Source organism: Streptomyces sp. GL_148 (genome assembly GCF_057834205.1).
In genome coordinates this window covers 4654178-4675627 of sequence record NZ_CM174396.1, presented here as the reverse complement: position 1 = coordinate 4675627, position 21450 = coordinate 4654178, and the positions used below count along the sequence as shown (strand labels likewise).

Annotated in this window: 23 protein-coding genes; 13 read left to right on the top strand and 10 right to left on the bottom strand. The window is 70.5% G+C overall.

Annotated features, from left to right (window positions below; translation table 11 throughout):
• Positions 1-109: 109 nt before the first annotated feature.
• The 10 genes from AC3IYI_RS21615 (at position 110) to AC3IYI_RS21570 (ending at position 11644) form a co-directional block, all read left to right on the top strand.
• Complete coding sequence (locus tag AC3IYI_RS21615; RefSeq protein ID WP_489405329.1) at positions 110-1639, top strand: DEAD/DEAH box helicase; 1530 nt, start codon at positions 110-112, stop codon at positions 1637-1639.
• A gap of 227 nt (positions 1640-1866) precedes the next feature.
• On the top strand, positions 1867-2178 hold the full coding sequence (locus AC3IYI_RS21610; protein WP_489405328.1) for an SCO5918 family protein: 312 nt from the start codon (positions 1867-1869) through the stop codon (positions 2176-2178).
• A gap of 267 nt (positions 2179-2445) precedes the next feature.
• Positions 2446-3600, top strand: a complete 1155-nt coding sequence (locus AC3IYI_RS21605; RefSeq protein WP_489405327.1) for a N(5)-(carboxyethyl)ornithine synthase — start codon at positions 2446-2448, stop codon at positions 3598-3600.
• Positions 3601-4254: 654 nt separating this feature from the next.
• Positions 4255-4593: a MerR family transcriptional regulator gene (locus tag AC3IYI_RS21600; protein WP_489405326.1), complete on the top strand. Its 339-nt coding sequence runs from the start codon at positions 4255-4257 to the stop codon at positions 4591-4593.
• Between the two features lie 648 nt (positions 4594-5241).
• Complete coding sequence (locus tag AC3IYI_RS21595) at positions 5242-5640, top strand: hypothetical protein (RefSeq protein WP_489405325.1); 399 nt, start codon at positions 5242-5244, stop codon at positions 5638-5640.
• A 29-nt stretch (positions 5641-5669) separates the two neighbouring features.
• Positions 5670-7019, top strand: coding sequence for a hypothetical protein (locus AC3IYI_RS21590; protein ID WP_489405324.1), 1350 nt, complete (start codon positions 5670-5672; stop codon positions 7017-7019).
• A gap of 29 nt (positions 7020-7048) precedes the next feature.
• The gene (locus tag AC3IYI_RS21585) at positions 7049-7549 is read left to right on the top strand and encodes a hypothetical protein (protein ID WP_489405323.1); all 501 of its coding nucleotides are present in this window, start codon (positions 7049-7051) and stop codon (positions 7547-7549) included.
• 2 nt (positions 7550-7551) lie between these two features.
• Positions 7552-8013, top strand: coding sequence for a hypothetical protein (locus tag AC3IYI_RS21580; RefSeq protein ID WP_489405322.1), 462 nt, complete (start codon positions 7552-7554; stop codon positions 8011-8013).
• A 97-nt stretch (positions 8014-8110) separates the two neighbouring features.
• The gene (locus AC3IYI_RS21575; protein WP_489405321.1) at positions 8111-10369 is read left to right on the top strand and encodes an McrB family protein; all 2259 of its coding nucleotides are present in this window, start codon (positions 8111-8113) and stop codon (positions 10367-10369) included.
• 30 nt (positions 10370-10399) lie between these two features.
• Entirely contained in the window at positions 10400-11644 is a 1245-nt protein-coding gene (locus AC3IYI_RS21570; protein WP_489405320.1) for a 5-methylcytosine restriction system specificity protein McrC, read from the top strand.
• 45 nt (positions 11645-11689) lie between these two features.
• Here AC3IYI_RS21570 and AC3IYI_RS21565 read toward each other — a convergent pair whose 3' ends face one another.
• The 3 genes from AC3IYI_RS21565 to AC3IYI_RS21555 form a co-directional block, all read right to left on the bottom strand.
• Entirely contained in the window at positions 11690-13171 is a 1482-nt protein-coding gene (locus AC3IYI_RS21565) for a UDP-N-acetylmuramoyl-L-alanyl-D-glutamate--2,6-diaminopimelate ligase (protein WP_489405319.1), read from the bottom strand.
• Between the two features lie 125 nt (positions 13172-13296).
• Positions 13297-13449, bottom strand: coding sequence for a hypothetical protein (locus tag AC3IYI_RS21560; protein WP_489405318.1), 153 nt, complete (start codon positions 13447-13449; stop codon positions 13297-13299).
• 379 nt (positions 13450-13828) lie between these two features.
• Positions 13829-14566 (bottom strand): VOC family protein, encoded by a 738-nt coding sequence (locus tag AC3IYI_RS21555; RefSeq protein ID WP_489405317.1) that lies wholly within the window; start codon positions 14564-14566, stop codon positions 13829-13831.
• A 124-nt stretch (positions 14567-14690) separates the two neighbouring features.
• Here AC3IYI_RS21555 and AC3IYI_RS21550 point away from each other — a divergent pair, with 124 nt between their 5' ends.
• On the top strand, positions 14691-15014 hold the full coding sequence (locus tag AC3IYI_RS21550) for a helix-turn-helix transcriptional regulator (RefSeq protein ID WP_489405316.1): 324 nt from the start codon (positions 14691-14693) through the stop codon (positions 15012-15014).
• Entirely contained in the window at positions 15005-15199 is a 195-nt protein-coding gene (locus AC3IYI_RS21545; RefSeq protein ID WP_489405315.1) for an antitoxin, read from the top strand. Before AC3IYI_RS21550 ends, AC3IYI_RS21545 begins: the two co-directional genes overlap by 10 nt.
• 245 nt (positions 15200-15444) lie before the next feature.
• Here the strand turns inward: AC3IYI_RS21545 and AC3IYI_RS21540 are convergent, their stop codons facing one another.
• From AC3IYI_RS21540 to AC3IYI_RS21520, 5 genes are all read right to left on the bottom strand, one after another.
• Entirely contained in the window at positions 15445-15780 is a 336-nt protein-coding gene (locus AC3IYI_RS21540) for a YnfA family protein (protein ID WP_489405314.1), read from the bottom strand.
• Positions 15781-16044: 264 nt separating this feature from the next.
• Positions 16045-16422, bottom strand: coding sequence for a hypothetical protein (locus AC3IYI_RS21535; RefSeq protein WP_489405313.1), 378 nt, complete (start codon positions 16420-16422; stop codon positions 16045-16047).
• A 59-nt stretch (positions 16423-16481) separates the two neighbouring features.
• Positions 16482-17198: a non-homologous end-joining DNA ligase LigD gene (gene ligD, locus AC3IYI_RS21530; RefSeq protein WP_489405312.1), complete on the bottom strand. Its 717-nt coding sequence runs from the start codon at positions 17196-17198 to the stop codon at positions 16482-16484.
• A gap of 89 nt (positions 17199-17287) precedes the next feature.
• Positions 17288-17935 (bottom strand): DNA polymerase ligase N-terminal domain-containing protein, encoded by a 648-nt coding sequence (locus tag AC3IYI_RS21525; protein ID WP_489411607.1) that lies wholly within the window; start codon positions 17933-17935, stop codon positions 17288-17290.
• 301 nt (positions 17936-18236) lie between these two features.
• Positions 18237-18422: a universal stress protein gene (locus tag AC3IYI_RS21520; RefSeq protein WP_489405311.1), complete on the bottom strand. Its 186-nt coding sequence runs from the start codon at positions 18420-18422 to the stop codon at positions 18237-18239.
• A 225-nt stretch (positions 18423-18647) separates the two neighbouring features.
• Here AC3IYI_RS21520 and AC3IYI_RS21515 point away from each other — a divergent pair, with 225 nt between their 5' ends.
• The gene (locus tag AC3IYI_RS21515) at positions 18648-19403 is read left to right on the top strand and encodes a VOC family protein (RefSeq protein WP_489411606.1); all 756 of its coding nucleotides are present in this window, start codon (positions 18648-18650) and stop codon (positions 19401-19403) included.
• A 49-nt stretch (positions 19404-19452) separates the two neighbouring features.
• On the opposite strand, the gene AC3IYI_RS21510 is transcribed toward AC3IYI_RS21515, so the two are convergent.
• Entirely contained in the window at positions 19453-20082 is a 630-nt protein-coding gene (locus AC3IYI_RS21510) for an endonuclease (RefSeq protein ID WP_489405310.1), read from the bottom strand.
• 70 nt (positions 20083-20152) lie between these two features.
• Complete coding sequence (locus tag AC3IYI_RS21505; RefSeq protein ID WP_489405309.1) at positions 20153-21436, bottom strand: cytochrome P450; 1284 nt, start codon at positions 21434-21436, stop codon at positions 20153-20155.
• Between the last annotated feature and the right edge of the window lie 14 nt (positions 21437-21450).

Genomic DNA, 21450 nt, shown 5'->3' with positions numbered 1-21450 from the left:
GCGGGCCGGATCCGCCTCCGCATTCCATTCGGTCCGTTCTCGCAATTCTCTGCGCTGCTCTTCTGCTGCGGGAATTCCTTGATACGTGCCGTATCAAGGAAGGTTTCGAATGAACCCCACACGCAAGAACGAGCGTTCGTCCCGTACCCGCAGCCGCACCGGCGGCCCCGCTTTCGGCAACGGCAACGGCGCCGGTTCGGAGCGGGGCAGCCGATTCGGCTCCTCGGGCTCCCCGACTCGAAGCCGTTCCGCAGGTCCGAGCCGCTCGGGCGGCTCAGGCCGCCGGCCCGCCGCGGTTCAAGGCGAGTTCGCGCCGCCGAAGACGATCACGCCCGCGTTGGCCGCCGTCGAAGCCTTCGCCGATCTCGACATGCCGGCCGAGCTGCTGGCCGCCCTCGGAGCGCAGGGCGTGAGCGTGCCGTTCCCGATCCAGGGCGCCACCCTGCCCAACACCCTCGCGGGCCGGGACGTCCTCGGCCGGGGCCGGACCGGCTCCGGAAAGACCCTGGCGTTCGGCCTCGCCCTGCTGGCCCGCACCTCCGGGCAGCGCGCTGAGCCCCACCAGCCGCTCGCGCTGATCCTCGTACCCACCCGCGAACTGGCCCAGCAGGTGACCGACGCCCTCACCCCGTACGCCCGCGCGGTCAGGCTCCGCCTTGCCACCGTCGTCGGCGGCATGCCCATCGGCCGCCAGGCGGGCGCCCTGCGCGGCGGCGCCGAAGTCGTGGTCGCCACCCCGGGCCGGCTGAAGGACCTCATCGACCGTGGCGACTGCCGGCTGAACCAGGTCGCGATCACCGTCCTCGACGAGGCCGACCAGATGGCCGACATGGGCTTCATGCCCCAGGTCACCGCGCTCCTCGACCAGGTGCGTCCCGAGGGCCAGCGGATGCTGTTCTCCGCCACCCTGGACCGCAACGTCGACCTGCTGGTGCGCCGCTACCTGACCGACCCGGTCGTGCACTCCGTCGATCCCTCGCAGGGCGCGGTGACCACGATGGAGCACCACGTCCTGTACGTGCACGGCGCCGACAAGCAGCGGACGACGACGGAGATCGCCGCCCGTGACGGCCGCGTGATCATGTTCCTCGACACCAAGCACGCCGTGGACCGCCTCACCCAGGACCTCCTCGACAGCGGGGTCCGCGCCGCGGCCCTGCACGGCGGCAAGTCCCAGCCGCAACGGACCCGGACCCTGGCCCAGTTCAAGACCGGACACGTCACCGTCCTGGTCGCCACGAACGTCGCGGCCCGCGGCATCCACGTCGACAACCTCGACCTCGTCGTCAACGTGGACCCGCCGACCGACCACAAGGACTACCTCCACCGCGGCGGCCGTACCGCCCGCGCCGGCGAGTCCGGCAGCGTCGTCACCCTGGTCACCCCCAACCAGCGCCGCGACATGACCCGCCTCATGCAGGCCGCCGGGATCGTCCCGCAGACCACCCAGGTCCGCTCCGGCGACGAGGCCCTCAACCGGATCACCGGCGCCCAGGCCCCCTCCGGAATCCCCGTCACCATCACCGCGCCGGTCGTCGAACGCGCCAAGCGCGGTGCGGCCTCCCGCGGTCGGCGGCGGCCCGTTTCGGCCGCACGGCGCGCGAGTGTGCGTCAGTCCGCCTTCGATGCGGCGGCCTGACAACCACGTGATCAGAAGACTGGCCCATCTCTGCAGGAGGCACGTTGTGACGCTGGTCCGGATGCAGCCCAGCTCCGCCAGAGCCAACCCGGCGATGAGCTATCGCCGGCTCGACGCCCTGCCCGTGGTCGACGAACAAGGCAGTGCTCCGGGCGTCCTCGCCCTCGCCCTCTGACCCGCCTCAACACGACAGAACCGTCCCCCTCTCCTTCTTCCTGTGAGGCACCATGCGCTGCGTCATCGCCCGCTTCCCGTTCGAGCTGACCAAGAGCGGCGTCCTGGAATCGATGAAGGGCATCAAGCCCGAGGAGGTCGTCGGCGACTCCGTGATCATCGGCCGCCGTGTCTACCCCGTGAAGCAGGTCGGCCAGGTCATCACCCGCCAGGACAGGCGTGATTTCAGCGTCGGTGAAGTCCTGCGGGCCATGACCCAGCTCGGCTTCACCTGCCGCGGACTCCCCCGGGCCGCCGCGCCCGCGCGCGCCCTCAGTCCGCTCCAGCACGCATCCGCGATGCTCGGCGCCTCTGTGGCGGTCTGACCGACTCGGCCGGTGCGAGCCGGCACCCGGACGGCGAGGAGGGCCCGACCGGCACACGCCGGTCGGGCCCTCCCGCGTACGGGGGCTTCTTACGTGGGCTCCCGGTCAGTGGCGCCGATTACCTCATCCTCGACCGCACGGAAATCTACCGTGGCTGGAGTAGACATTGGGTGGTGGCGTGGTTATGGCTTCTCTCGTAGCCGAGCTGCCGACGAGATCCCCCTGTGCTCCGGCCCGTGCTAGACAGACAGCAATCAAAGGGGCATCTTGCAGCAGCTCAAGCTCGGAATCATGTCGCAGACCCGTAAAGAGAACGAACACCGTCTGCCGATCCACCCAGCGCACTTCGAACGCATCGATGCCGACCTTCAGCCCAACATCTACCTGCAGACCGGTTACGGCGATCACTTCGGCGTTTCGGACGGTCAGCTTGCCCCGTGGGTCGCCGGTTTCCGCTCACGCGAGGAGCTGATCGCGGAGTGCGACGTCATCCTGCTGGCCAAACCGCTGCACGAAGATCTGGAGGACCTGCGGGACGGGCAGGTGCTGTGGGGGTGGCCGCACTGCGTGCAGGACGAGAAGGTCACGCAGGCCGCCATCGACCGCAGGCTCACGGTGATCGCCTTCGAGGCGATGAACCACTGGACCCGGGACGGGGGATTCAGTCTCCACGTCTTCCACAAGAACAACGAGCTGGCCGGCTACTCGTCGGTGCTGCATGCCATGCAGCTGACCGGGGCGACCGGTGACTACGGGCGGCGGCGGCGTGCGGTGGTGATCGGCTTCGGCGCCACCGCCCGCGGCGCGGTAACCGCGCTCAGCGCGCTGGGCGTTCACGATGTGCATGTACTGACTGCCCGCGGCATCGCCGCCGTCAGCTCACCGATCCACTCGGCACGGATCGTGCACTTCGACCACGACGTGGCCGACGACACCCTCGACCCGCGGCGCAGCATCGTGGTCACCGAGGACGGTCCGGAGCCGCTGGCCGACTTCCTCGGCGGGCACGACATCATCGTCAACTGCGTGCTCCAGGACACCGCGGCGCCGCTGATGTTCCTGATCGAGGAGGACCTGCCGAAGCTCGCGCCCGGCACCCTCGTCATCGACGTCTCATGCGACGAGGGCATGGGTTTCGCCTGGGCTCGGGCCACCACCTTCAACGCGCCGATGTTCACCGTCGGCGACCAGGTCCACTACTACGCCGTGGATCACAGCCCCTCCTACCTGTGGGACGCCGCCACCTGGGAGAACAGCGAGGCGCTGATCCCGTTCCTGCGGTCGGTCCTCGAAGGGCCGGCCGGCTGGGACGGCGACCACACCATTCGCCGAGCAATCGAGATCCGCGGCGGCACCGTCCAGAATCCGGCAGTCCTGGCCTTTCAGCAGCGCGCCGCACAGTACCCGCACGCGCTGCTCTGAACCGATGCCACCTGGTCGGCGGCATACCCACGCCGGGTCACCGTCGGCCAGGATTACCTCTTCGCCAGCCGAACGAAAATCTATCGCGGCTGGAGTAGACATTGGGCAGCAGCGTGGTTATGGTTTCTCTCGTAGCCCAGAGAGACAGCAGGGCCTGGCAGAGACGAACTGCCAGGCAGCGGTACCCGCAGTACGAGTAGTCGCAGTACGAGTAGTCGCAGTTCATCAGTGCGGTGCGGTCGTGGAGTGTCGAAGCCAGAGCGGTTGCAGGACGGCGACGGGACTGACGACCGGACCGGGCGGCCCGCAGTGATCAGGGGCCGCCGAGAGAAGTACCGCAGTTGACGCAGTGGCAGTACCCGTGAATGCAGTGCGCAGTAGTAAGCAGTTGATCACCGAGGAAAGAACGGAGGAGCCGAGCACCATCAGGATCGCCCGGGTGGAAGCCTGAGCCCGGGTACCGCAGGACATCGATAGTGAGGTGGTCTCCGGTCAAGCAACCGCGATCCCCGCACTCCCGGCAGCATCTCGGTCGGGTCGGCGGAATCACAGGGTCGGCGCAGTATCAGGGCCGACAGATGGTGTAGTAGTTCCTTCGGGGCCCTGGTGCCATAGGCGCCAGGGCCCCTCCACGCGTTCCACGAGAGAGGTTCAATGACAGCAGACGACTCGTTCGGCCGTCTCGACGACGACGACTACCCCGCCTACACCATGGGCCGGGCCGCGGAGATGCTCGGCACCACGCAGGGATTCCTCCGGGCACTCGGCGAAGCCCGTCTCATCACCCCGCTCCGCTCCGCCGGAGGACACCGCCGCTACTCCCGCTACCAGCTGCGCATCGCTGCCCGAGCCCGCGAACTCGTCGACCAGGGCACCCCCATCGAGTCGGCCTGCCGCATCGTCATCCTCGAGGACCAGCTCGAAGAAGCCCAGCGCATCAATGCCGAGTATCGCCGCGCCGCAGAAGCGTCCACCCCGTCGGACTCGGTCTGAGGCGAATGTGTCCGTCCGGGACGGTGGTCCCGCGACTGGAACACCCCGAGCCGGAACTCCGCCTCAGTGGCGCGTCTGCCGCACCGCTGAGGGGGCGGCGTTCACGCCCCCGCAGCACCTCGGATCCTCGTAGGTCCTCGTAGGTCCTCGTAGGTCCTCGGACGGACCCTCACCACACGTCGCGCCTCGGCCCGAATTCGGGGTCATGCCCTACAGCGACGGGCAGCAGATGACCGTCAAGGTGACCGGCACCAACGAGGCGCGGTCCGAGGTCCCCGACAAGATCTCGGTCGGCAAGTGCCTGCTCATCCATCCGCAGGACCACTACGTGATGGGCGTTCTCGACGTGGCCGCCCTGTCGAGCATGCGCACGGCCATCGGGATCCTCCTGGGCCGGCAGGCCGCCTTCCCCGGCGAGGCCCCTGCTCCGCGGCTGGGCATCGTCGGAGCCGGCCGCGTCGGCGGGCGGGCGACTGAGCGCCTGTGGCTCCGTGGGGAGTTGGGGTGGAGAGGCGGTGGACAGTCTGTGTCCCCCCATTCCGTTCGGCGCGAGGGGGGTTGCAGAGCCGGACGGCGCTCATCCTATGATCACAGTCTGCCGACACGGGGGGCGCCATGGCCGCGGATTCTGCTCAGGAGTGGGGGCGTGTGCCTGCGGGCGGCGCGGACCAGCAGGTGCGTACGCAGTTGAACGGCATCCCGCCGGAGCCGTCAGGACTGGGCGGCGGGCAACCGGGCTTCGCTTCGACGCCGGCGCAGAAGAACGCGGCGGCCGGCACCATCGAGAACGAGCTGGAGCCCAACACGAAGAAGGCCGCGGAGCACGCGGACGACTCCACCAGCTCCGCGCAGAAGGGCTTCGGAGGCTGGGAGACCGCCGCCGGCCTGAAGACGGTCGCGGACACGTGGGACCAGCAAGTGAGAACCCTGATGGGCCGTCTGGCAGCCGAGAAGAACGCGCTGCGCGGCGCCTCGGGCCTCTTCGTACGCAATGACACCGGCGTGGGTGACCAGCTCCTGTCGCAGTCCAAACTGAACAACCTGTAGGGGCTGCGGTGCTGACCTACCACGAAGTCATGACCACGGACCTGGGCCTGCTGACGACGGCCGCCTCCCAGTGGGAGGCAATGGCCGGCGAGTTGAACAAGGTCGAGATCCGCTACGGCGAAACCGTCCAGAAGATCACCATGGGCCCGAGCTGGGCCGGCGTGAGCGCCGGTGCCGCCCAGACGAAATTCGCGGCCACCCGGTACGAGTACGCCGCAGCCCAGAGCCAGGCCAAGGCGATCGCGAGCCTGCTGCGGGACGCCCACGACATGTTCACCGATCTCAAGCAGAAGCTCGAGAGCGCCCGCGACGACGCGATAGCCGCCGGCATGACCGTGTCCGAGCAGGGGCGCATCGGCTTCGACTACTCCAAGCTCACACCCGCCGAGCGCAGCGCGTACCACCACGATCCCGACGGTCAGACCATCATTCGCGAATCCGTCGCGACATGGCAGCAGCACATCGACGACCGCGTGAAGGCCGTCTCCGAGGCCGACCGGACCGTCAAGACCGCCTTGAGCGCCGCCGTCGTAGACAGCAACAAGGACGCCTTCGGCAAGGGCAACGACGCCACCTTCAACGGGTTCAACGCCCACCCCGAGGGGGACCTGGCGAAGGCCGGGGCACCCAAGGCGGACGAGGCCGCGACGAAGACCGATGGATGGACGTCCGAGGGCACGGCCTCGGCGAAGGGGCCCGGCGCCGAGTTCAAGGTCACCGGCCCCAAGTACGGCAAGGAGGGCTCGGTCAAGGCCGCCGCCGACCTCTTCCACCTCAACGCCGAAGGGTCGACGACCAACGGGGACTGGAAGCTCTCCGGGGTTGCCGACGCCTACGGAGGCGCCCGGGCCAGCGCGAACTTCGGTTTCACCGACGCGGGCCTGAACGCCAAGGCCGAGGCGTCCGTGGGACTCCGCGGGCTCGCCGAGGGGCGGGCCGAGTACGGTCCCTACGCCGGCGTCTACGGGCGGGCCGAGGGCTTCGCCGGCGCAGAGGCGAGCGCCGGCCTCAAGGCGGGCAAGGACGGCGTCGTCGTCAACGCGAAGGCGTTCGCCGGGGCGAAGGCCTCCGTCGCCGGAGGCGGCGAGGTCGCCGGCATCGGCTTCGGCGCCACGGCCGAGGGCTGGGCCGGTCCTGGTGCGGAGGCCAAATGGGGCTTCGAGAAGAACGACGAGGGCGTGTACAAGATCGGCGGCAAGGTGGGACTCTCCCCCGCCCTGGGCGGATCCGTAGGTCTCGAGTTCACAGTCGACCCGGACAAGGTGGCCGAGAGCGTCGGCGACGCGGCCGACGCGGTGGGCGACGTGGTCGGGGACGGAGTCGACGCGCTCGGCAATGCCGCCGGCTCGGTCAAGGACACCGTCGGCGGCTGGTTCTGATGTACTTCCCTGCGTAAGGAGGGCCCACGATGCCCCTGACACTGCCGACACCGATCGAGTTCCGCCTACCGGAAGGCTGGCTCCCGGCTGCGCCCCCGGACGGCGTCGACGTCCCCGGGGTGGCCTTCGCCGCAGTGCATCCCCACCCGGACCGCGGGTTCACCGCCAACATCACCATCGCCGGCGAGGTCCCGGAGGATTCGGCGACCCTGGCCGAACTCGCCGACGAGTCGGCGCAGCGCCTGCGCGAGGTCGCCGAGCCGGTCGTGGTGGCCCACCGCCGCGAGGTCGGGTCCGCGGACGCGCCCGCCCTGACCCAGCGGCTGATCTTCTCGGCCGTCGTCGGCGACCTGCGACACGACCTCGTCCAGTCACAGGTGTTCCTGACCTTCTCAGACGTCCGGGACCCGCGCAGGCGGGCGGTGATCCGGCTGGCCCTGACCGCCACGGCGGCCCAGCACGACGAAGTCCTGGGGGACTTCCAGGAGTTCGTGCGCACGGTTCGCCCGGACACCGGGGCGGGAGCATAGCGATGGGCCTCCTGGACCACTACTTCGGCACCCGGCGTCCCGACGAGGGTGTCGCACCGCGTACACCCCTGGAGGTCCGGTCAGCGCTCCTGGCGCTCAACGGGCCGGGCGTCCCCTTCGCCGTACGCACGGGGACCCCGAAGGAGGGCGACCTGGTGGCCGAGTGCCGGCTCCCGCAGCTGCGCGTGCGGCTCTGGACCCGAATGCGCCTGGACGCGGCGAAGCACGAGGTGCGGGCCATCGACGAGCAATGGGAGGTCTCGCTGAGCGAGCACGTCCTCGGGCAGCGCTCCCGCGGGCCGGCGAACGCGGTGTACCGGGTGTGGGGGAAGGAGACGGGGCCCGACGGGCGCGAGCGCAGGGTCGAGACGCTCCGCTTCGAGACCCGGGAGATGAAGGACCCCCTGCGCCAGGCGGTCCTCGACGCCGGCTGGACCTGGCGCGGAGTGCTGTTCCGGCTCTGACCGGCCCTGGCCGGCCCTGGCCGGTCAACCAGCCGGGATCGGAAGCCGTTTCCCGATGCGGGGCTGCCTGCCCGGCCGGATGCCAAAGAATGGGCGCATGGCTGATGACGGACGGTTCCGAGAAGGGCTCGCCACGCGCATTGCGCAATTCGATCGGGAGGGAGCGCAGCTCCGCGCCGGTCTGGCGGAGGAGGAACGGCAGCGCGTTCTCGACTCGTTTCCGTTGTCGGACTGGGGAGACCTGGAACTGGAGCAGTATGCGCTGGGACCCGACGGCCGCCGGAACGGGCTCTCCTTCTGTCGGCTGATGGAGTACGGCACCGACAACTTCGGCAGCATTCGCGGGGGCAGCGCGGCGAAGCACATCGTCTACCAACACCGGTCGGGCCAGTGGCGAGTCGTGCCCAGCGCACTGAGCGGGCTCACGGTGCAGGCGGCTTGGGCCCAGGTGCGCTCCGAGTTCGTGACGGCCTTCGATGCGGCGGGTCAACGAGCGTACGAACGTCTGGCCGACCTGGAGTCGCTGTCATACGGCCAGGCACTGACCACCAAAGCACTGGCGGTCTACTTCCCCGGCGAGTTCCTGCCCGTGTTCTCGGCCGCGCACGTCCGCCACTTCACCGCGCTGCTGGGTGGCAAGCCGCGTGCGTACTCCTCCGGTACGCGTACATGGCGGGCGAACCGCGAGCTCCTCGCACTCCTGAGTGCGTATGAGGAGCTCAAAGGGTGGAGCCCGCATGAGGTGATGGACTATCTGTACACCTTCCACGATCCGCGGCCGCATGACCGGGTGGTCTGGAAGATCGCCCCCGGGGAGCGCGCGAGCCTCTGGGACGACTGCTTCCAGAGGCATCGCATCCGGATCGGCTGGGACGAGGTCGGCAGTCTGGGGCAGTACGAGAGCGACCAGGAACTCAAGGCCGCACTGGACCAGCACTGGCCTCGCAGCGCCGGCGGAAACCTGCGGCTCGCGCGGCAGATGCTGGCTTTCCGTGACTTGGAGCGCGGCGATCTCATCATCGCCAACCGAGGAAAGTCAGAGGTGCTGGCCGTGGGCACCGTGGTGGGCGGCTACGCGTACGAGTCCGCGGTACCGAATCACCGCCACACCGTTGGCGTGGACTGGGACACTTCGTACGCCCAGAGCTTCGAGGCACCCCGGCACGCCTGGCAACAGACGCTCGCCAAGGTGCCCGCCACCCTGATGCGGGAGATCAGGCACGGGCGGGGCCGACACGGCGCAGCCGATGCTCACGGCCTGGCAGGCGAGGCCGAGGGGAACGGCGAAACCGGCGTCCTGGAGAGGGGCGCGGCTGAGGTTGCCGTGCTTCCCATGGACGAACTGCCCGATGATGTGCGGACCGTACGGGATCTCCTGGAGCACAAGGGACAGGTGGTACTCCAAGGACCGCCCGGCACCGGCAAGACCCGGCTGGCGCTCAGCGTCGCCCTGGCCCTTGCGGGACGTGCGGACCTGATCGAGGCGTCCCCTGCACAGCGGGCCGCTGTTCTCGCGGCACTGTCCGCCGTGCCCGAGGACGCGAACGAGTCCGGGGAGGACCGGGCCGCACAGCTCACGATGGTGACCTTCCATCCGTCCTACGGCTACGAAGACTTCGTCGAGGGCTTCAGGCCGGACACGTCGGCGGACGGGGCCGGCCTCCATCTGAAGATGAAGAAGGGGGTCTTCCTCCGGGTCTGTGCGGCCGCCGAGAAGCTCCCGGACGAGATCTTCCTGATCGTCGTGGACGAAATCAATCGTGGTGATCTGCCGCGCATTCTGGGCGAGTTGATCACTCTGCTGGAACTCGACAAGCGGGGATCGGTCTCCATCACCTTGCCGACGAGCGGGCGACAGCAGACCGTGCCACCGAACGTCCGCATCATCGGCACCATGAACTCCGCCGATCGCAGCGTGAGCCACCTCGACTCCGCGATCCGGCGCAGGTTCGCGTTCCTCGACGTACCGCCGGACCTGGATGCGCTGGACGGTGAGGTCGAAGGGCTTGGGCTGGCCTCCTTGCTGGAGGGTCTGAACGAGCGGCTCGACACGCATTTCGGCCCGGACCATCTCCTCGGCCAGGCGTACCTCCTCTCGGACGACCGTCCGCTCGCCACCGTCGAACAGCTCTCCCATGCCTTCCACCACGAGATCGTGCCGCTCGTGACGGACTACTGCCTCGGCCGCCCCGAAATGCTGCGGGCCGTTCTGGGCGAGCTGGTGGACAACAAGACCGGCCGGGTCGTCCAGACGAATCCGCGGGACCTTCCCGGAATGCTGGCGAAGGTCTTCGTCACCGCTGGGATCACCGACGAGGACGGCCTGTCCGTCGAGCACGAATGGGCCGAGGTGTAGCCGGTGCCACCGGGAGCCTCGAGGAGGGAAGTGACGCTCGATGAGTACGCGTCCGACAAAGTACCGAAATCCGATCTGAGCTCCGCCGATCTCCACAGACTTCGCTCCCTCAAATCCATCGGCGTGGTGGAGAAGCAGGACCACTACGTCCTCACCGCACGGACGGTTACCGGGGTGCTGGAGCTCAGCCGCATCCGGCTGGTGCTCCGCCCCAAGTTCCCCATCGCGGGAAACCGGCTGATCGACTGGCTCTCGTACGCCAACGGACAGAACAGCACCACCGACGAAGAGCTGCGCAATTGGCCTATCGGCAGCGACGGTTATGCGGGGCTGGTGCCCGCGGCCCTGCTGCATGAGTGCCGCCTGCTGTTGCGCCGCGGCCTGCGCCGGAACTACGTGCGCCGACAGCGCGTGGACACCACGCTGCGGGGCCGGCTGAACGTGGAAGCACAGGCCACCCGGTGCTTCGGCACGGTCGACCAGCTGCACGTCAGGACCTTCGAGTACGAGAACGGGGGCTGGGAGAACCTGGTGTGCGGAGCCGCCCTGACCGTTGCGGCCGGGCAGTCGACCTCACCGCTCCTCAAGCACCAACTGACCACCACGGCAGCGGACTTCCCGACCACTCTCCGGCCTTCTGACGTGCTGCCGCTGCTCGCTCGTGCGCAGTACTCCGCGCTCAACGCCCCCTACCGGCCCGCACACGCATGGGCACGCATGGTGCTGGGCGGCGGCGGGCCCAACGACCTGCTGGACCCGTACGGCTTCAGGGCGCAAGGGCTGCTGCTCAAGCTGGACGACCTCTGGGAGAGCGTGGTCCGGCGGATGGCGGAGGAGGCGGCGACGGCCGTCGGTGGCCGGCGGGCCCGGGGTGCGGGCGACCACATCCGCACACACGGCAGGCACGGGAGCAGCACCCCTCCCCTCCTGCCCGACGCACTGTTGTCCTTCGGCCCGCCCGGTGCATCGTCCGCGACCTACCTGGCCGTGGACGCGAAGTACAAGAACTATGCACAGCGCAATGTTTCCCGTGAGGATCGCCACCAACTCCTCACCTATATCGCCGGCTACACCGACCCCACGAATCCCCTCGCACTCCTGGTCCACCCCGATCCCCAAGGACCGTCCAGCCACCGTCTGGAATTCCGAGGGCCGCGCGGGCTGGTGGGCCGCATCCTGGTGCTCGGACTGGACACCCGCTCCGAGCCGAAGGCCGCGGCCGCACCGCTGCGGAAGGCGATCGTCGACTTCGCGGCGTCCGTGGCCACGATCTGACCACGGACGTGCGCAGGTGGGCCTTCGTACGACGGCTTCGCCAATCTAGGCCTGGGCCAGTTCGCGCACCGTGGCCATGTCGCTGAAGGGGAGCAGCTCCTCACCGACGATCTGGTGTGGTTCGCTGCCCTTGCCTGCGATCAGGACCGTGTCGTCGGGGCCCGCCCCGGACAGGGCGAAGGCGATCGCCTGGCGGCGGTCGGCGTAGCGCTGGAAGGGGGTACCGGTCGCCGTGAGGCCGGCAGAGACCTGGTCCAGAATGGCCTCGGGGTCCTCGTTGCGGGGGTTGTCCGAGGTCAGGACACAGAGGTCGGAATGGGTCCCGGCGATCCGGCCCATCTCGGCCCGTTTGGTGGTGTCGCGGTCCCCGCCGCAGCCGAAGACCGTGATCACCCGGCCGCGGGCGAAGCCCCGGATGGCGGTCAGGACCTTGTCCAGGGAGTCCGGCGAGTGGGCGTAGTCCACGATCACCGACGTGCCCAGCGGGGTCCGGAAGCGTTCCATCCGGCCCGGGACCGGCGGCATCCGGTCGAGCGCGTCGACCAGGGGACCCAGCTCGTGCCCCAGCACGTGGCAGGCCGCCACGGTGGCCAGCGCGTTGGCGACGGAGAACCGGCCGGGGACGGGGATCGAGGCCGGGTAGGCGCGTCCGTCGTGGTGGAGGGTGAACCGCGTACCCGACGCACTCACCACGAGGTCGGTGGCCCGGTAGTCGGCAGGGCGGTCCAGGGCGTACGTGGTCACCGCGCCCGGCATCATCGACACGATGGACGCGCCCACCGGGTCGTCGACGTTGACGACCGCGCGCCGGCACAGGCCCTGGAAGAGCCGCAGCTTGGCGTCCCGGTAGTCCGCCATCGTTCCGTGGTCGTCCAGATGGTCCTGCGTGAGGTTGGTGAAGATCCCGACGTCGATGAACGTACGGTCCACCCGGTACGTCAGCAGCGCCATCGAGGTGGCCTCCAGCACCACGCCGGCGGCCCCGCGGTCGCGCATGTACCCCAGGAGGTACTGCAGGTCGGGAGATTCCGGCGTGGTCAGCACCGATGGCGGCATCGGGATCGGCTCGTCGCCGATCCTGCTTCCGGCGGTTCCGATCACCCCGACCCTGGAGCCCTCGGCGATCCGCAGGACGGACTCGACCATGTACGAGACCGAGGTCTTCCCGTTGGTGCCGGTGATCGCCACCATGTCCATCTGGCGTCCGGGCTCGCCGAAGTAGCGGGAGGCCACCACCGCGGCGGCCCTCCGCGTGTCGGGCACCCGGACGGCGCAGGCGCCCAGGGGCCACGCCGCAGCCGGCAGGCCGGGTTCGCTGCCGTCGACGAGTACGGCGGCGGCGCCCCGGGCCAGGGCGGGTGAGACGGCGCCGGGGCCGCCTTCCCGGTGTCCGGGTACGGCGATGAAGAGCGAGCCCGGCGTCACCCGGTCGGCGTCGAAGGTGGCTCCCGCGGTGATCAGTGTCGTGTCCGGATCACCCTGGAGAACGTGGTGCTCCTGCCCGGCCAGCAATTCGCTCAGCTTCACAATGGTCCCTTCGAGGGGGCTCGGGCCCGGGCATGCGGCCGTAGCCAGGCGGCAGCGCCGGCGGCATGCCGGGAAGCTGCTGTGGTGATGTGGAGCGGAGGAGCCGGAGGCGGAAGCGCGAAGCGCTAGCCGTGGCCGTGCAGGGCGGTACGGCGGGTCTCGGGCACCGCGGCGAAGGCCGTGCCGGCCGGGTCGACGACGGTCGGAACCCCGGCGGCCGGGCGCATCACGGAGGCGGCCTGCTGCAGGCACTGCCTCGAAGAACGTGTGCGACCCATGGGCCGAGTGTACGGTCCACCCGGCGGCCCGGGATTCAGGCCGCCGGGTCGGCAGCGCCGCCCGGTCGGCACGCTGATCCGCGCGGCGCCCCCGGCGACGGAGAGGCAGCTCGGTCCCCGTCCACGGGGTGCGGTCGCCGCGCCGTCGCAGGTCGGCGACGTGCACGGTGCCGCCGACGCTCCACGACTGTCCGGCCGCCCGCCTCCGCCGGCCGCTCCGCCGACGGGTCCGCATCATCACCGAGACCCGGTGGGAGCTCGGCTGCGAGGTCGCGGGAGCGGGGCCACCAGGCCGGTCCAGCTGTCCGGCGATCATGGTCTCGGGGTGAGGTCTAGGCCGTCTCTTTCGGATCTTGGCGGCGCGGGCGGCCGCTCAGGGTCAGCGAGGACTGAGGAGGCAGAACTCGTTGCCTTCCGGGTCGGCCAGAATCGTCCAGGAGATTGCGGACTGGTCGATACCGGGGTCGGTGGCGCCCAGGGCGCGCAGTCGGGCTTCTTCTGCTTTCAGGTCGTCATCGGGGTAGGGGCAGACGTCGAGGTGGACGCGGTTCCACACACTCTTGGCGTCGGGGGTGCGGAGGAACTCCAGGTAGGGGCCGACGCCTTGGGCGGACCGCATGGTCGCGTGGTCGTCGGCGACCTCGTGCAGCGTCCAGTCCATCGCCTGGCCCCAGAACCGGGCCATCGCTCGTGGGTCGGTGCAGTCGACCACCACCGCGGCGATCGGCCCGGTGTCCTGGTAGATCGGGCGGGGCTCCAGGACGCAGAACTCGTTGCCTTCCGGGTCGGCCATGACCGTCCAGGGGACGTCGCCCTGACCCACGTCGGCGAGCGTCGCGCCGAGACCCTTCAGGCGCGCGACCAGCTCCGCCTGATGGGCGGTCGAGGTGGTGGCCAGATCAAGGTGCACCCGGTTCTTCACCGTTTTGACTTCCGGGCGGGCGATGATGTCGATGCAGACGGCCACGGGGTCGGGGTAGGCGAAACCCACGGGTTCGAGGTTCGTGACGCCGGGTCCCTCGCTGTCGACACCCCAACCGAGTGCCTCCGCCCAGAACCGGCCGAGCACGGAGTCGTCCTGAGCCTTCATATTGATCTGCACAAGTCTCGTTGCCATGCCGAAGATCCTAAAAGCTGTCGCCGCCCAGGCCGCCGCGGTCAATCCCCGGCCGTGGCGATCGTCCGAGCGGCCCGGGCCGCTCGGGCCGCTATGCCCGCAATGCCCTTCCATCTCCTCCCCGTTGGGCCTGAGGCTGCCGATCTGGGTGGTCGCCACCGCGCTGCAGGCCCGGGCGATCGCCCGGGGCCGTGACCGGACAGGCGGTGCAGCCGCCGCCGACCGGGCGGTCCTCATCGCCAAGGAGTACGGCCTGACGCCGCGCGAGCTGGAGATCGCCCAGCTCGTCTCGCGCGGGCTGGCCACCACGGAGATCGCAGCGGCGCTGTTCATCTCCCCGCACACCGTGCGGGACCGGGTCGAGGCCCCGGATGCGGCCTCGGGGGCTGTGGCTGATGCTGGCAGTGCGAGAAACCCCGCCCGAGGGAAGGACGCCCCATGTCCATGATGGACAAGCTCAAGCAGATGCTGAAGGGCCACGAGGACCAGGCCGGTCAGGGCATCGACAAGGCCGGCGACTTCGTCGACGAGAAGACCCAGGGAAAGTACAGCTCCCAGGTGGACACCACCCAGGACAAGCTCAAGCAGCAACTGGGCTCGGATCCCGACCAGGGCAAGCCGCCGCAGTCCTGACCTGAACCAGGGGACCGTCCGGTCGGAGCGCCGGTTGGTGTGGCGGTCGGTTCAGTCGTCGCAGCGGTCGCAGCCGGGGTGGCAGCCGCAGGGGTCCGTGGCGGCAGTGACGGACGGTGCGGCCGCTGCCGCGGGTGCGGCGCAGCAGCCCTTGCGGAGGAGACCGCCGGTATCGTGACGCGGTTCCTCACCGCGAGGTGACCGCAGCCTCCACCGGGGAACCCCGTGGTGAGTGATCGGCAGCGTCAGTGGCTGCGGGGCGCGTACATGATGACGGCCATGCCGGCGAGGCAGACCAGGGCGCCGATGATGTCGTAACGGTCGGGGCGGTAGCCGTCGGCGACCATGCCCCAGGCGATGGATCCGGCGACGAAGATCCCGCCGTAGGCGGCGAGGATGCGGCCGAAGTCGTCGTCGGACTGGAAGGTCGCCACGACCCCGTACAGGCCGAGCGCGATGACGCCGGCGCCGATCCAGATCCAGCCCTTGTGCTCGCGGATGCCCTGCCAGACGAGCCAGGCCCCGCCGATCTCGAAGAGGGCGGCGACGGCGAACAGGGCGATGGAACGAGCGACGGTCATACCGGGACCCTAGTGCTGTGGCCGGAAAGGTTTGCCGGGTCGCGGTGTTCGGTGCGGTGCCTCGCAAGGCGGAGGGCCGTGCCTCGTACTGGACGTACTTGCGCGGTCCGACAACGCGGCGAGGTGCCGTGCCGGGCGCCGCGACCCGGTGAACCTTTCCGGTCACAGCACTAGCGGCGGCCCGCGGCGGGGATCTTCACGGTTCGAGGGCTCCCCGGCAGCCGCATGCGTCGCCTCCCCTAGCTCTTCGCCGCGCAGGAGCAGCTACGGCGGCGCTGCCCGGGCCACCAGGGCGTTCAGCACCGTCTCGTGCTCGGGCCCGACCTCGATGTCCAGCCCGATCACGTCCTCGCCGGGGCTGACCGTGAAGGCGAAGAAGGAGCAGCAGGCGCTCTCCCGCTCCACCAGGTCACGTACGGCCTCCTCGACACCGGGGCCCGCGGCCAGGGAAAGGCTCAGGCGCAGCGCCGCCGGGCGGGACAGCGAGGTCAGCCGCTCGGCCAGCAGCGAGTCCCACTCCGCGACCCGCAGCGGTCTCTCCTCGGTCGGCAGCGTGCAGGACTGCGGCACCCACTCGAGATCGCCCATCTCGCCCCACATGCTCTCGAAATCGGTGGCCGGGAGGCGGGTGCAGCACCCCATCCGGGCCCTCCACCTCCCGTGCCTGGCGTCTTTCCGCTCGGCCCGTCGCCAAACCCGCTTCACAGTCCGGCGAGCCGGCGGACGGCTGCGGTGAGGGAACGGCCGCGCGGGGCGTCGGCCCATGGGTTCGCCTTCAGGAGGTCGTCCGCGTCGGCGAGGGTCCAGCGGCGCGCGTGCAGGTCCGGGTCGTCGAGGTCGTCCCAGCTCAGCGGCGCCGCCACGGGGGCTCCGGGCCGGGCCCGGACGGCGTAGGGCGCGACGGCGGTCTGCGCGTACGCGTTGCGCTGGACGTCCAGGTAGAGCCGGTCCCCGCGGGCCTGTTTGCGTGGCGCGGTGGTGAGCCGGTCGGGATGGCGGGTGACGAGCAGGTCGGCGAGGTCGATGACGAGGCGGTCCGGGTTGTCGGGGCGGTCGGCCTTGGAGAGCCAGCGGTGCAAGGTGACGCACCCCTGGTCGGCGAGGTAGAGCAGGGTGGCGGTGTCGTCGCACAGGACGTGGGTGACGGTGCCGCCCTCCTTCGGGAGCTCGGCCCGGTGGATCCAGTCCGGGAAATGGTCCGGGATCTCCTTCTGGAGGAAGCCCTGGCCGTCGACGCCGTCCGGATGGTGCCCCACCTGCGGGCGCGCCCGCAGGTGGGGCACCATCCGGCGGGCCACCGTGCGGTAGTAGGCGACGAGGTCGGCCTTGGTGATGCCGTCGTGCGGGAACAGGACCTTCTCCGGGCGACTGACCTGGAGGGTGCGGCTGCCCGCCCGGATGCTGTGAGTCGTGGTCATCGTTTCCTCCCGGCGGCGGGGCGTTCGCGGGTGAGGTCGCGGGATGGGCAGGTCCTGCTGCGGCTCGGGCAGCCGGTCCAGGAGGCTGTTCACGGCTGCCCACCGGCTGCCTCGGCCATCTGCCTCAGGGTGCGCCTGGAGCGCGTCGACCGGGCTCGCCAGGGGTCTGGCGTGCCCTTCGGGGAAGCGCGTCCGTCGGCGTGCTTGACCAGCAGCCACGCTTCGCGTTCGCCGTCGGCGTCGGCGTTGCGGAAGCGGGTGAGGGCGTAGCCGCCGTGCAGCTTGCGGCCGTCCAGCCAGAAGCTCGCGTGGCCCGCTGCCAGCGCCGCGGCGAACGGGATCCGGGTACCGTCCCGGCCGGCCGAGAGGTTGCGGTAGGTGCCCTCGTCCCAGATGATCACGCTGCCCGCGCCGTACTCGCCCTCGGCGATGACGCCCTCGAACTCCCGGTACTCCATGGGATGGTCCTCGGTGGGCATGGCCAGCCGTTTGTCGTGCGGGTCGCTGGACGGGCCCTTGGGCACCGCCCAGGACTTCAGTACGCCGTCCACCTCCAGCCGGAAGTCGAAGTGCAGGGCGGTCGCGTCGTGGATCTGCACCACGAACGAGGGCCGCTCCTCCGGCCCGTCCGGCCCGTCCGGCTCACGGGCGGGGCCGGCGCCGCTGCCCTTGGGCTCCTTGGTCTTCGAGAAGTCACGCCGGCGCCGGTACTCCGCGAGACCCTTCTTGGGGGGCATGGTCACCTCCGGCCTCCCTGGAGGGGCGGGGACGGCGGCCGATCGGGCTCTGGCTCCGGTCCTGGGGCGGGCACGGGTGCCGGTCGGGGTGCCTCGGGATCGCCGGGCCACGGGTGCGTCGGCGGCGCTGGATGCGGATCCGCGGGATCCCGGGGGAACGGGTGGGTGGGCGGACCGGTGTTCAGATTCAGATTCGGCTTCGGATTGGGATTGGGATTCGGATTCGTCATGGTGCTTCCGGTTGTTCATGAGGGGACGGGACCGGTGGCAGGCCGGTCAGGCACGGTCGGTGGACTCGTCGTCACCCGTCGCGTCCGGGCGGCGGAGCCGACCAGCCGATCGCGCCGGGCAGCTCGTAGGCCGCCACGGCGTCCACCGTCGCCGCGATCAGGCGTGCGTACCGCACCGCCCACCGGAGCGCCTCGTACGACGCCGGGGATCCGTCGACGCCGACCACTACACGGGGGGTCCGACCACTGGTGTCCATGGCCCCATCCCTCCTCGTTCGATTCCCCCCTCCACTTCAGTCTTCCCTCCCCTCACGCCGGAGACACGGCTTCACGGACGGGCCATGCCCGCGCGCCTGCGTACCGTCCGGCGGGCACCCCCGAGTACCGTGGGAGGGGCTTTTGGGGCGCACCAGCGGATGGGGTTGACCGTCGTGTCGACATCGAGTCACGAAACGTTCGGCGCACCCTGCTGGGTCAGCCTGCTGTCCCGCGATCTCGGCGCCGCGCAGCAGTTCTACGGGGCGGTTCTCGGCTGGGAATTCGGACCCGTCCGCCTCGGAGAGGCGTTCTCCGTCGGCTTCGCCGACGGGATCCCGGTGGCCGGCCTCGGCTCCCTGCCCCCGAAGCTCACGACCCCCGTGGTCTGGACTCCGTACTTCGCCGTGGACGATGCCGACGTCACGGCGGCGCGCGTCCTCGAACGCAGCGGAACCGTCGCCGTGGGCCCCTTGGCCTTCGGCACCGGACGGGCGGCGCTCGCCTCGGACCTCGACGGGGCGGTCTTCGGGATCTGGCAGGGCGATGCCATCCCCGACTGGGGTATGGGCGGGGATGCCGCTCCGGCCTGGTTCGAACTGCGCACGAGGAACGCCTTCGACGCCGCCATCTTCTACGGCGAGGTCCTGGAGTGGGCCTGCGAGCACGCCGGCTGCTGCGAGGTCGCGTACGCGGAGGAGAGCGAGCGCATCCTGCTGCGCCACGCGGGCCGGACGGTGGCGCGCCTGCACGGCGGGACGCTCGCGCAGGCTCCGGACCCGCATCTGCGGCCGCGCTGGCACGTCCACTTCCGGGTGCCCGACCTCGAAACCGCGGTGAAGGCGGCCCTCGGACTGGGCGGCAGCACCGTGTCCGAGACCGGCTCCGGCCTCTCCCCCCACGAGATCACCCTGCGGGACCCCGAAGGCGCGGTGTTCAGCATCGCCGGCCCCGCGGGCCCCGCCGGACCCGGCCGCTCCTGACCGGCGGGCGCGTCTCAAGAGGGCTCACGGCAATCCGGCCGCAGCCGCCTCAGCCGGCCTTACGCAGGTCAGCGGCGGCTCCCTTGGAGAGTTCGACCCGGGCCAGGGCCGCGGCCAGCCTCGGCAGGTCGTCGGCGGGGACGAGACGTGCCAGGCCCTCGGGGGTCTTCGGGAGCCCGAGGGCGGCGGCGGCGCGGCGGGCCCGGCGGTCGAACGACGGGCGCAGCTCGGGCCAGACGCCCTGCGCCTCCCTGCAGAAGATGTCCGCCCCGACCGGGCCGATCCGCGGGACCTCCCGCAGCAGCTCCCGGACACGGTTCGGGTCTCCGCCGGCCTCGTCGCGCAGCCGGCGCAGGTCTCCGCGGTACCGGTCGAGGACGAGTTCGGCTCCGGCTCCGAGCGCGGTGGCGGTGCTCTCGTCGTAGCGGCGGTAGTGCGCGCGGCCGAGTGCGTCCACGCGGTCCTGCCAGAGGGAGGCGGCCATCGCCCGTGGGGTGCGCAGCCCGGCCTCGAACAGCTCGCGGGCCGCGGCCACCGCGATGCCGGCCTTGATGCGGACGGAGAACAGCACGCAGAGGGTCAGCAGTTGGTGGAGCGGTGCGGGCGTGTTCCGCAGCCGGATGCCCGCTTCCTCGGCGTGGGTCAGCCCGTACTCCTCCAGCAGGCGCTTCGTCGTCATGTCCCGGGACACGGCTCAGGCCACGCTGGGGACCGGGGTCCGGCGGGGCTCCCGGTCCGGTCCGCGGAGATCACGAGCGCGCGGCATGGTGACTCCTCACCTGGGACGCGGCCTCGATGACGAAGCCGCTGCGGGGCCGGGTGGGGATCCGGTTCAGGGGGATGGACAGGTCCTGTTGCGGTACGGCGGGGTCCGTGTGGGCGAGGGCCGAGGAAAGAGCCGCGAGCAGGGAGAGGGTGATGTCCTCCCCGGGGCACCGATGGCCGGTGCGGGCGTCGCCGCCGCCCTGGGGGATCAGTTCGCCGAGGCCGGGTTCGCGGCCCAGGAAACGCTCGGGGACGAAGTGGTAGGGCTGCTCCCACAGGGCGGGGTCGTGATGGTGCCCGTACACGTCGAGGAGGAGCAGCGTTCCGGCCGGGACCTGCTCGCCGGCGAAGGTGAGGTCGCGGGCGGCCAGGCCTGCGACGAAGGGCACGAAGGGGTAGAAGCGGCGGACTTCGTGGGCGAACGCGCGGGCGCGGGCGGGGCCGTCGGTACGCAGTTGGTCACGCAGGCCGGGATTGCGGTGGAGGGCGTGTGCGGCGAAGGTGACGTACCAGGTGATGGCGATGGTCGGACGGATGATGTTGAGGAGCTCGACGGCCGCCGTGTGCGGATCGAGCAGGGTGCCGTCCGGCTCACGGTGCAGGGCGACCGTCTCCAGCACCGTCCCGGCGACCAGGTGCGGGTCGTCCGCGCGGACTCGGTTCACGGCGGCCATGAGGCCCTGATCCTGGCGGCGCCGGGCGCGGCGGGCCCGTACGTGCCGGGGCCCGGCGGTGGCGAACCCGTCCACCATGGCCACGCAGTCCTCGGCGATCTCGCGGGCCGCGTCCGGCGTGACCGGCAGACCGACCCAGTCGCAGACCGCTACCGCGAGCAGATCCGCCACCTCGTCGAACAGCACCACCCCAGAGCCGTCCCAGCGGGCCACGGCCTCGCGCCAGCCGGTTTCCACCCGTGCGGTCAGGCCGCCGATGGCCACGGGTGACATCAGCAGCGACGTCAGCAGCCCTTTGCGCGCCCGGTGCTCCGCCCCGTCCAGGGTGTGCACCGCTCCCCTGCCGAAGAGGGTGTCGAGCACCGCCGACGGCAGCGCGCCGTGCCGCTCGACGTGCGACTCGTCGTAGAAGAGGGCGACGGCCTGCGGACCGTGCAGCAGTACCGCGGGCCGCCCCATCAGGCGGGTGTGGACCAGCGGCGCGCCGTCATGGGCCCGGCGAAGGTCCGGGGCCCACGCGTAGCCGTGGAGCAGCAGGGACAGGGTGCCGTCGATGGGGGGAGCGGACAGGTGGGCGGACAGGTGACCGGACATGTCATGCGCCTACC

Excerpts from the sequence above, each read along its gene's own strand:
- AC3IYI_RS21525 (WP_489411607.1), bottom strand. The coding sequence starts at position 17,935 with ATGCCCCCCAAGAAGGGTCTCGCGGAGTACCGGCGCCGGCGTGACTTC.
- AC3IYI_RS21560 (WP_489405318.1), bottom strand. The coding sequence starts at position 13,449 with ATGGGTCGCACACGTTCTTCGAGGCAGTGCCTGCAGCAGGCCGCCTCC.
- ligD (WP_489405312.1), bottom strand. The coding sequence starts at position 17,198 with ATGACCACGACTCACAGCATCCGGGCGGGCAGCCGCACCCTCCAGGTC.
- AC3IYI_RS21600 (WP_489405326.1), top strand. The coding sequence starts at position 4,255 with ATGACAGCAGACGACTCGTTCGGCCGTCTCGACGACGACGACTACCCC.
- AC3IYI_RS21585 (WP_489405323.1), top strand. The coding sequence starts at position 7,049 with ATGCCCCTGACACTGCCGACACCGATCGAGTTCCGCCTACCGGAAGGC.
- AC3IYI_RS21575 (WP_489405321.1), top strand. The coding sequence starts at position 8,111 with ATGGCTGATGACGGACGGTTCCGAGAAGGGCTCGCCACGCGCATTGCG.
- AC3IYI_RS21555 (WP_489405317.1), bottom strand. The coding sequence starts at position 14,566 with ATGGCAACGAGACTTGTGCAGATCAATATGAAGGCTCAGGACGACTCC.
- AC3IYI_RS21535 (WP_489405313.1), bottom strand. The coding sequence starts at position 16,422 with ATGGGGTGCTGCACCCGCCTCCCGGCCACCGATTTCGAGAGCATGTGG.
- AC3IYI_RS21520 (WP_489405311.1), bottom strand. The coding sequence starts at position 18,422 with ATGGACACCAGTGGTCGGACCCCCCGTGTAGTGGTCGGCGTCGACGGA.
- AC3IYI_RS21580 (WP_489405322.1), top strand. The coding sequence starts at position 7,552 with ATGGGCCTCCTGGACCACTACTTCGGCACCCGGCGTCCCGACGAGGGT.
- AC3IYI_RS21610 (WP_489405328.1), top strand. The coding sequence starts at position 1,867 with ATGCGCTGCGTCATCGCCCGCTTCCCGTTCGAGCTGACCAAGAGCGGC.
- AC3IYI_RS21545 (WP_489405315.1), top strand. The coding sequence starts at position 15,005 with ATGTCCATGATGGACAAGCTCAAGCAGATGCTGAAGGGCCACGAGGAC.
- AC3IYI_RS21590 (WP_489405324.1), top strand. The coding sequence starts at position 5,670 with ATGACCACGGACCTGGGCCTGCTGACGACGGCCGCCTCCCAGTGGGAG.
- AC3IYI_RS21510 (WP_489405310.1), bottom strand. The coding sequence starts at position 20,082 with ATGACGACGAAGCGCCTGCTGGAGGAGTACGGGCTGACCCACGCCGAG.
- AC3IYI_RS21540 (WP_489405314.1), bottom strand. The coding sequence starts at position 15,780 with ATGACCGTCGCTCGTTCCATCGCCCTGTTCGCCGTCGCCGCCCTCTTC.
- AC3IYI_RS21615 (WP_489405329.1), top strand. The coding sequence starts at position 110 with ATGAACCCCACACGCAAGAACGAGCGTTCGTCCCGTACCCGCAGCCGC.
- AC3IYI_RS21505 (WP_489405309.1), bottom strand. The coding sequence starts at position 21,436 with ATGTCCGGTCACCTGTCCGCCCACCTGTCCGCTCCCCCCATCGACGGC.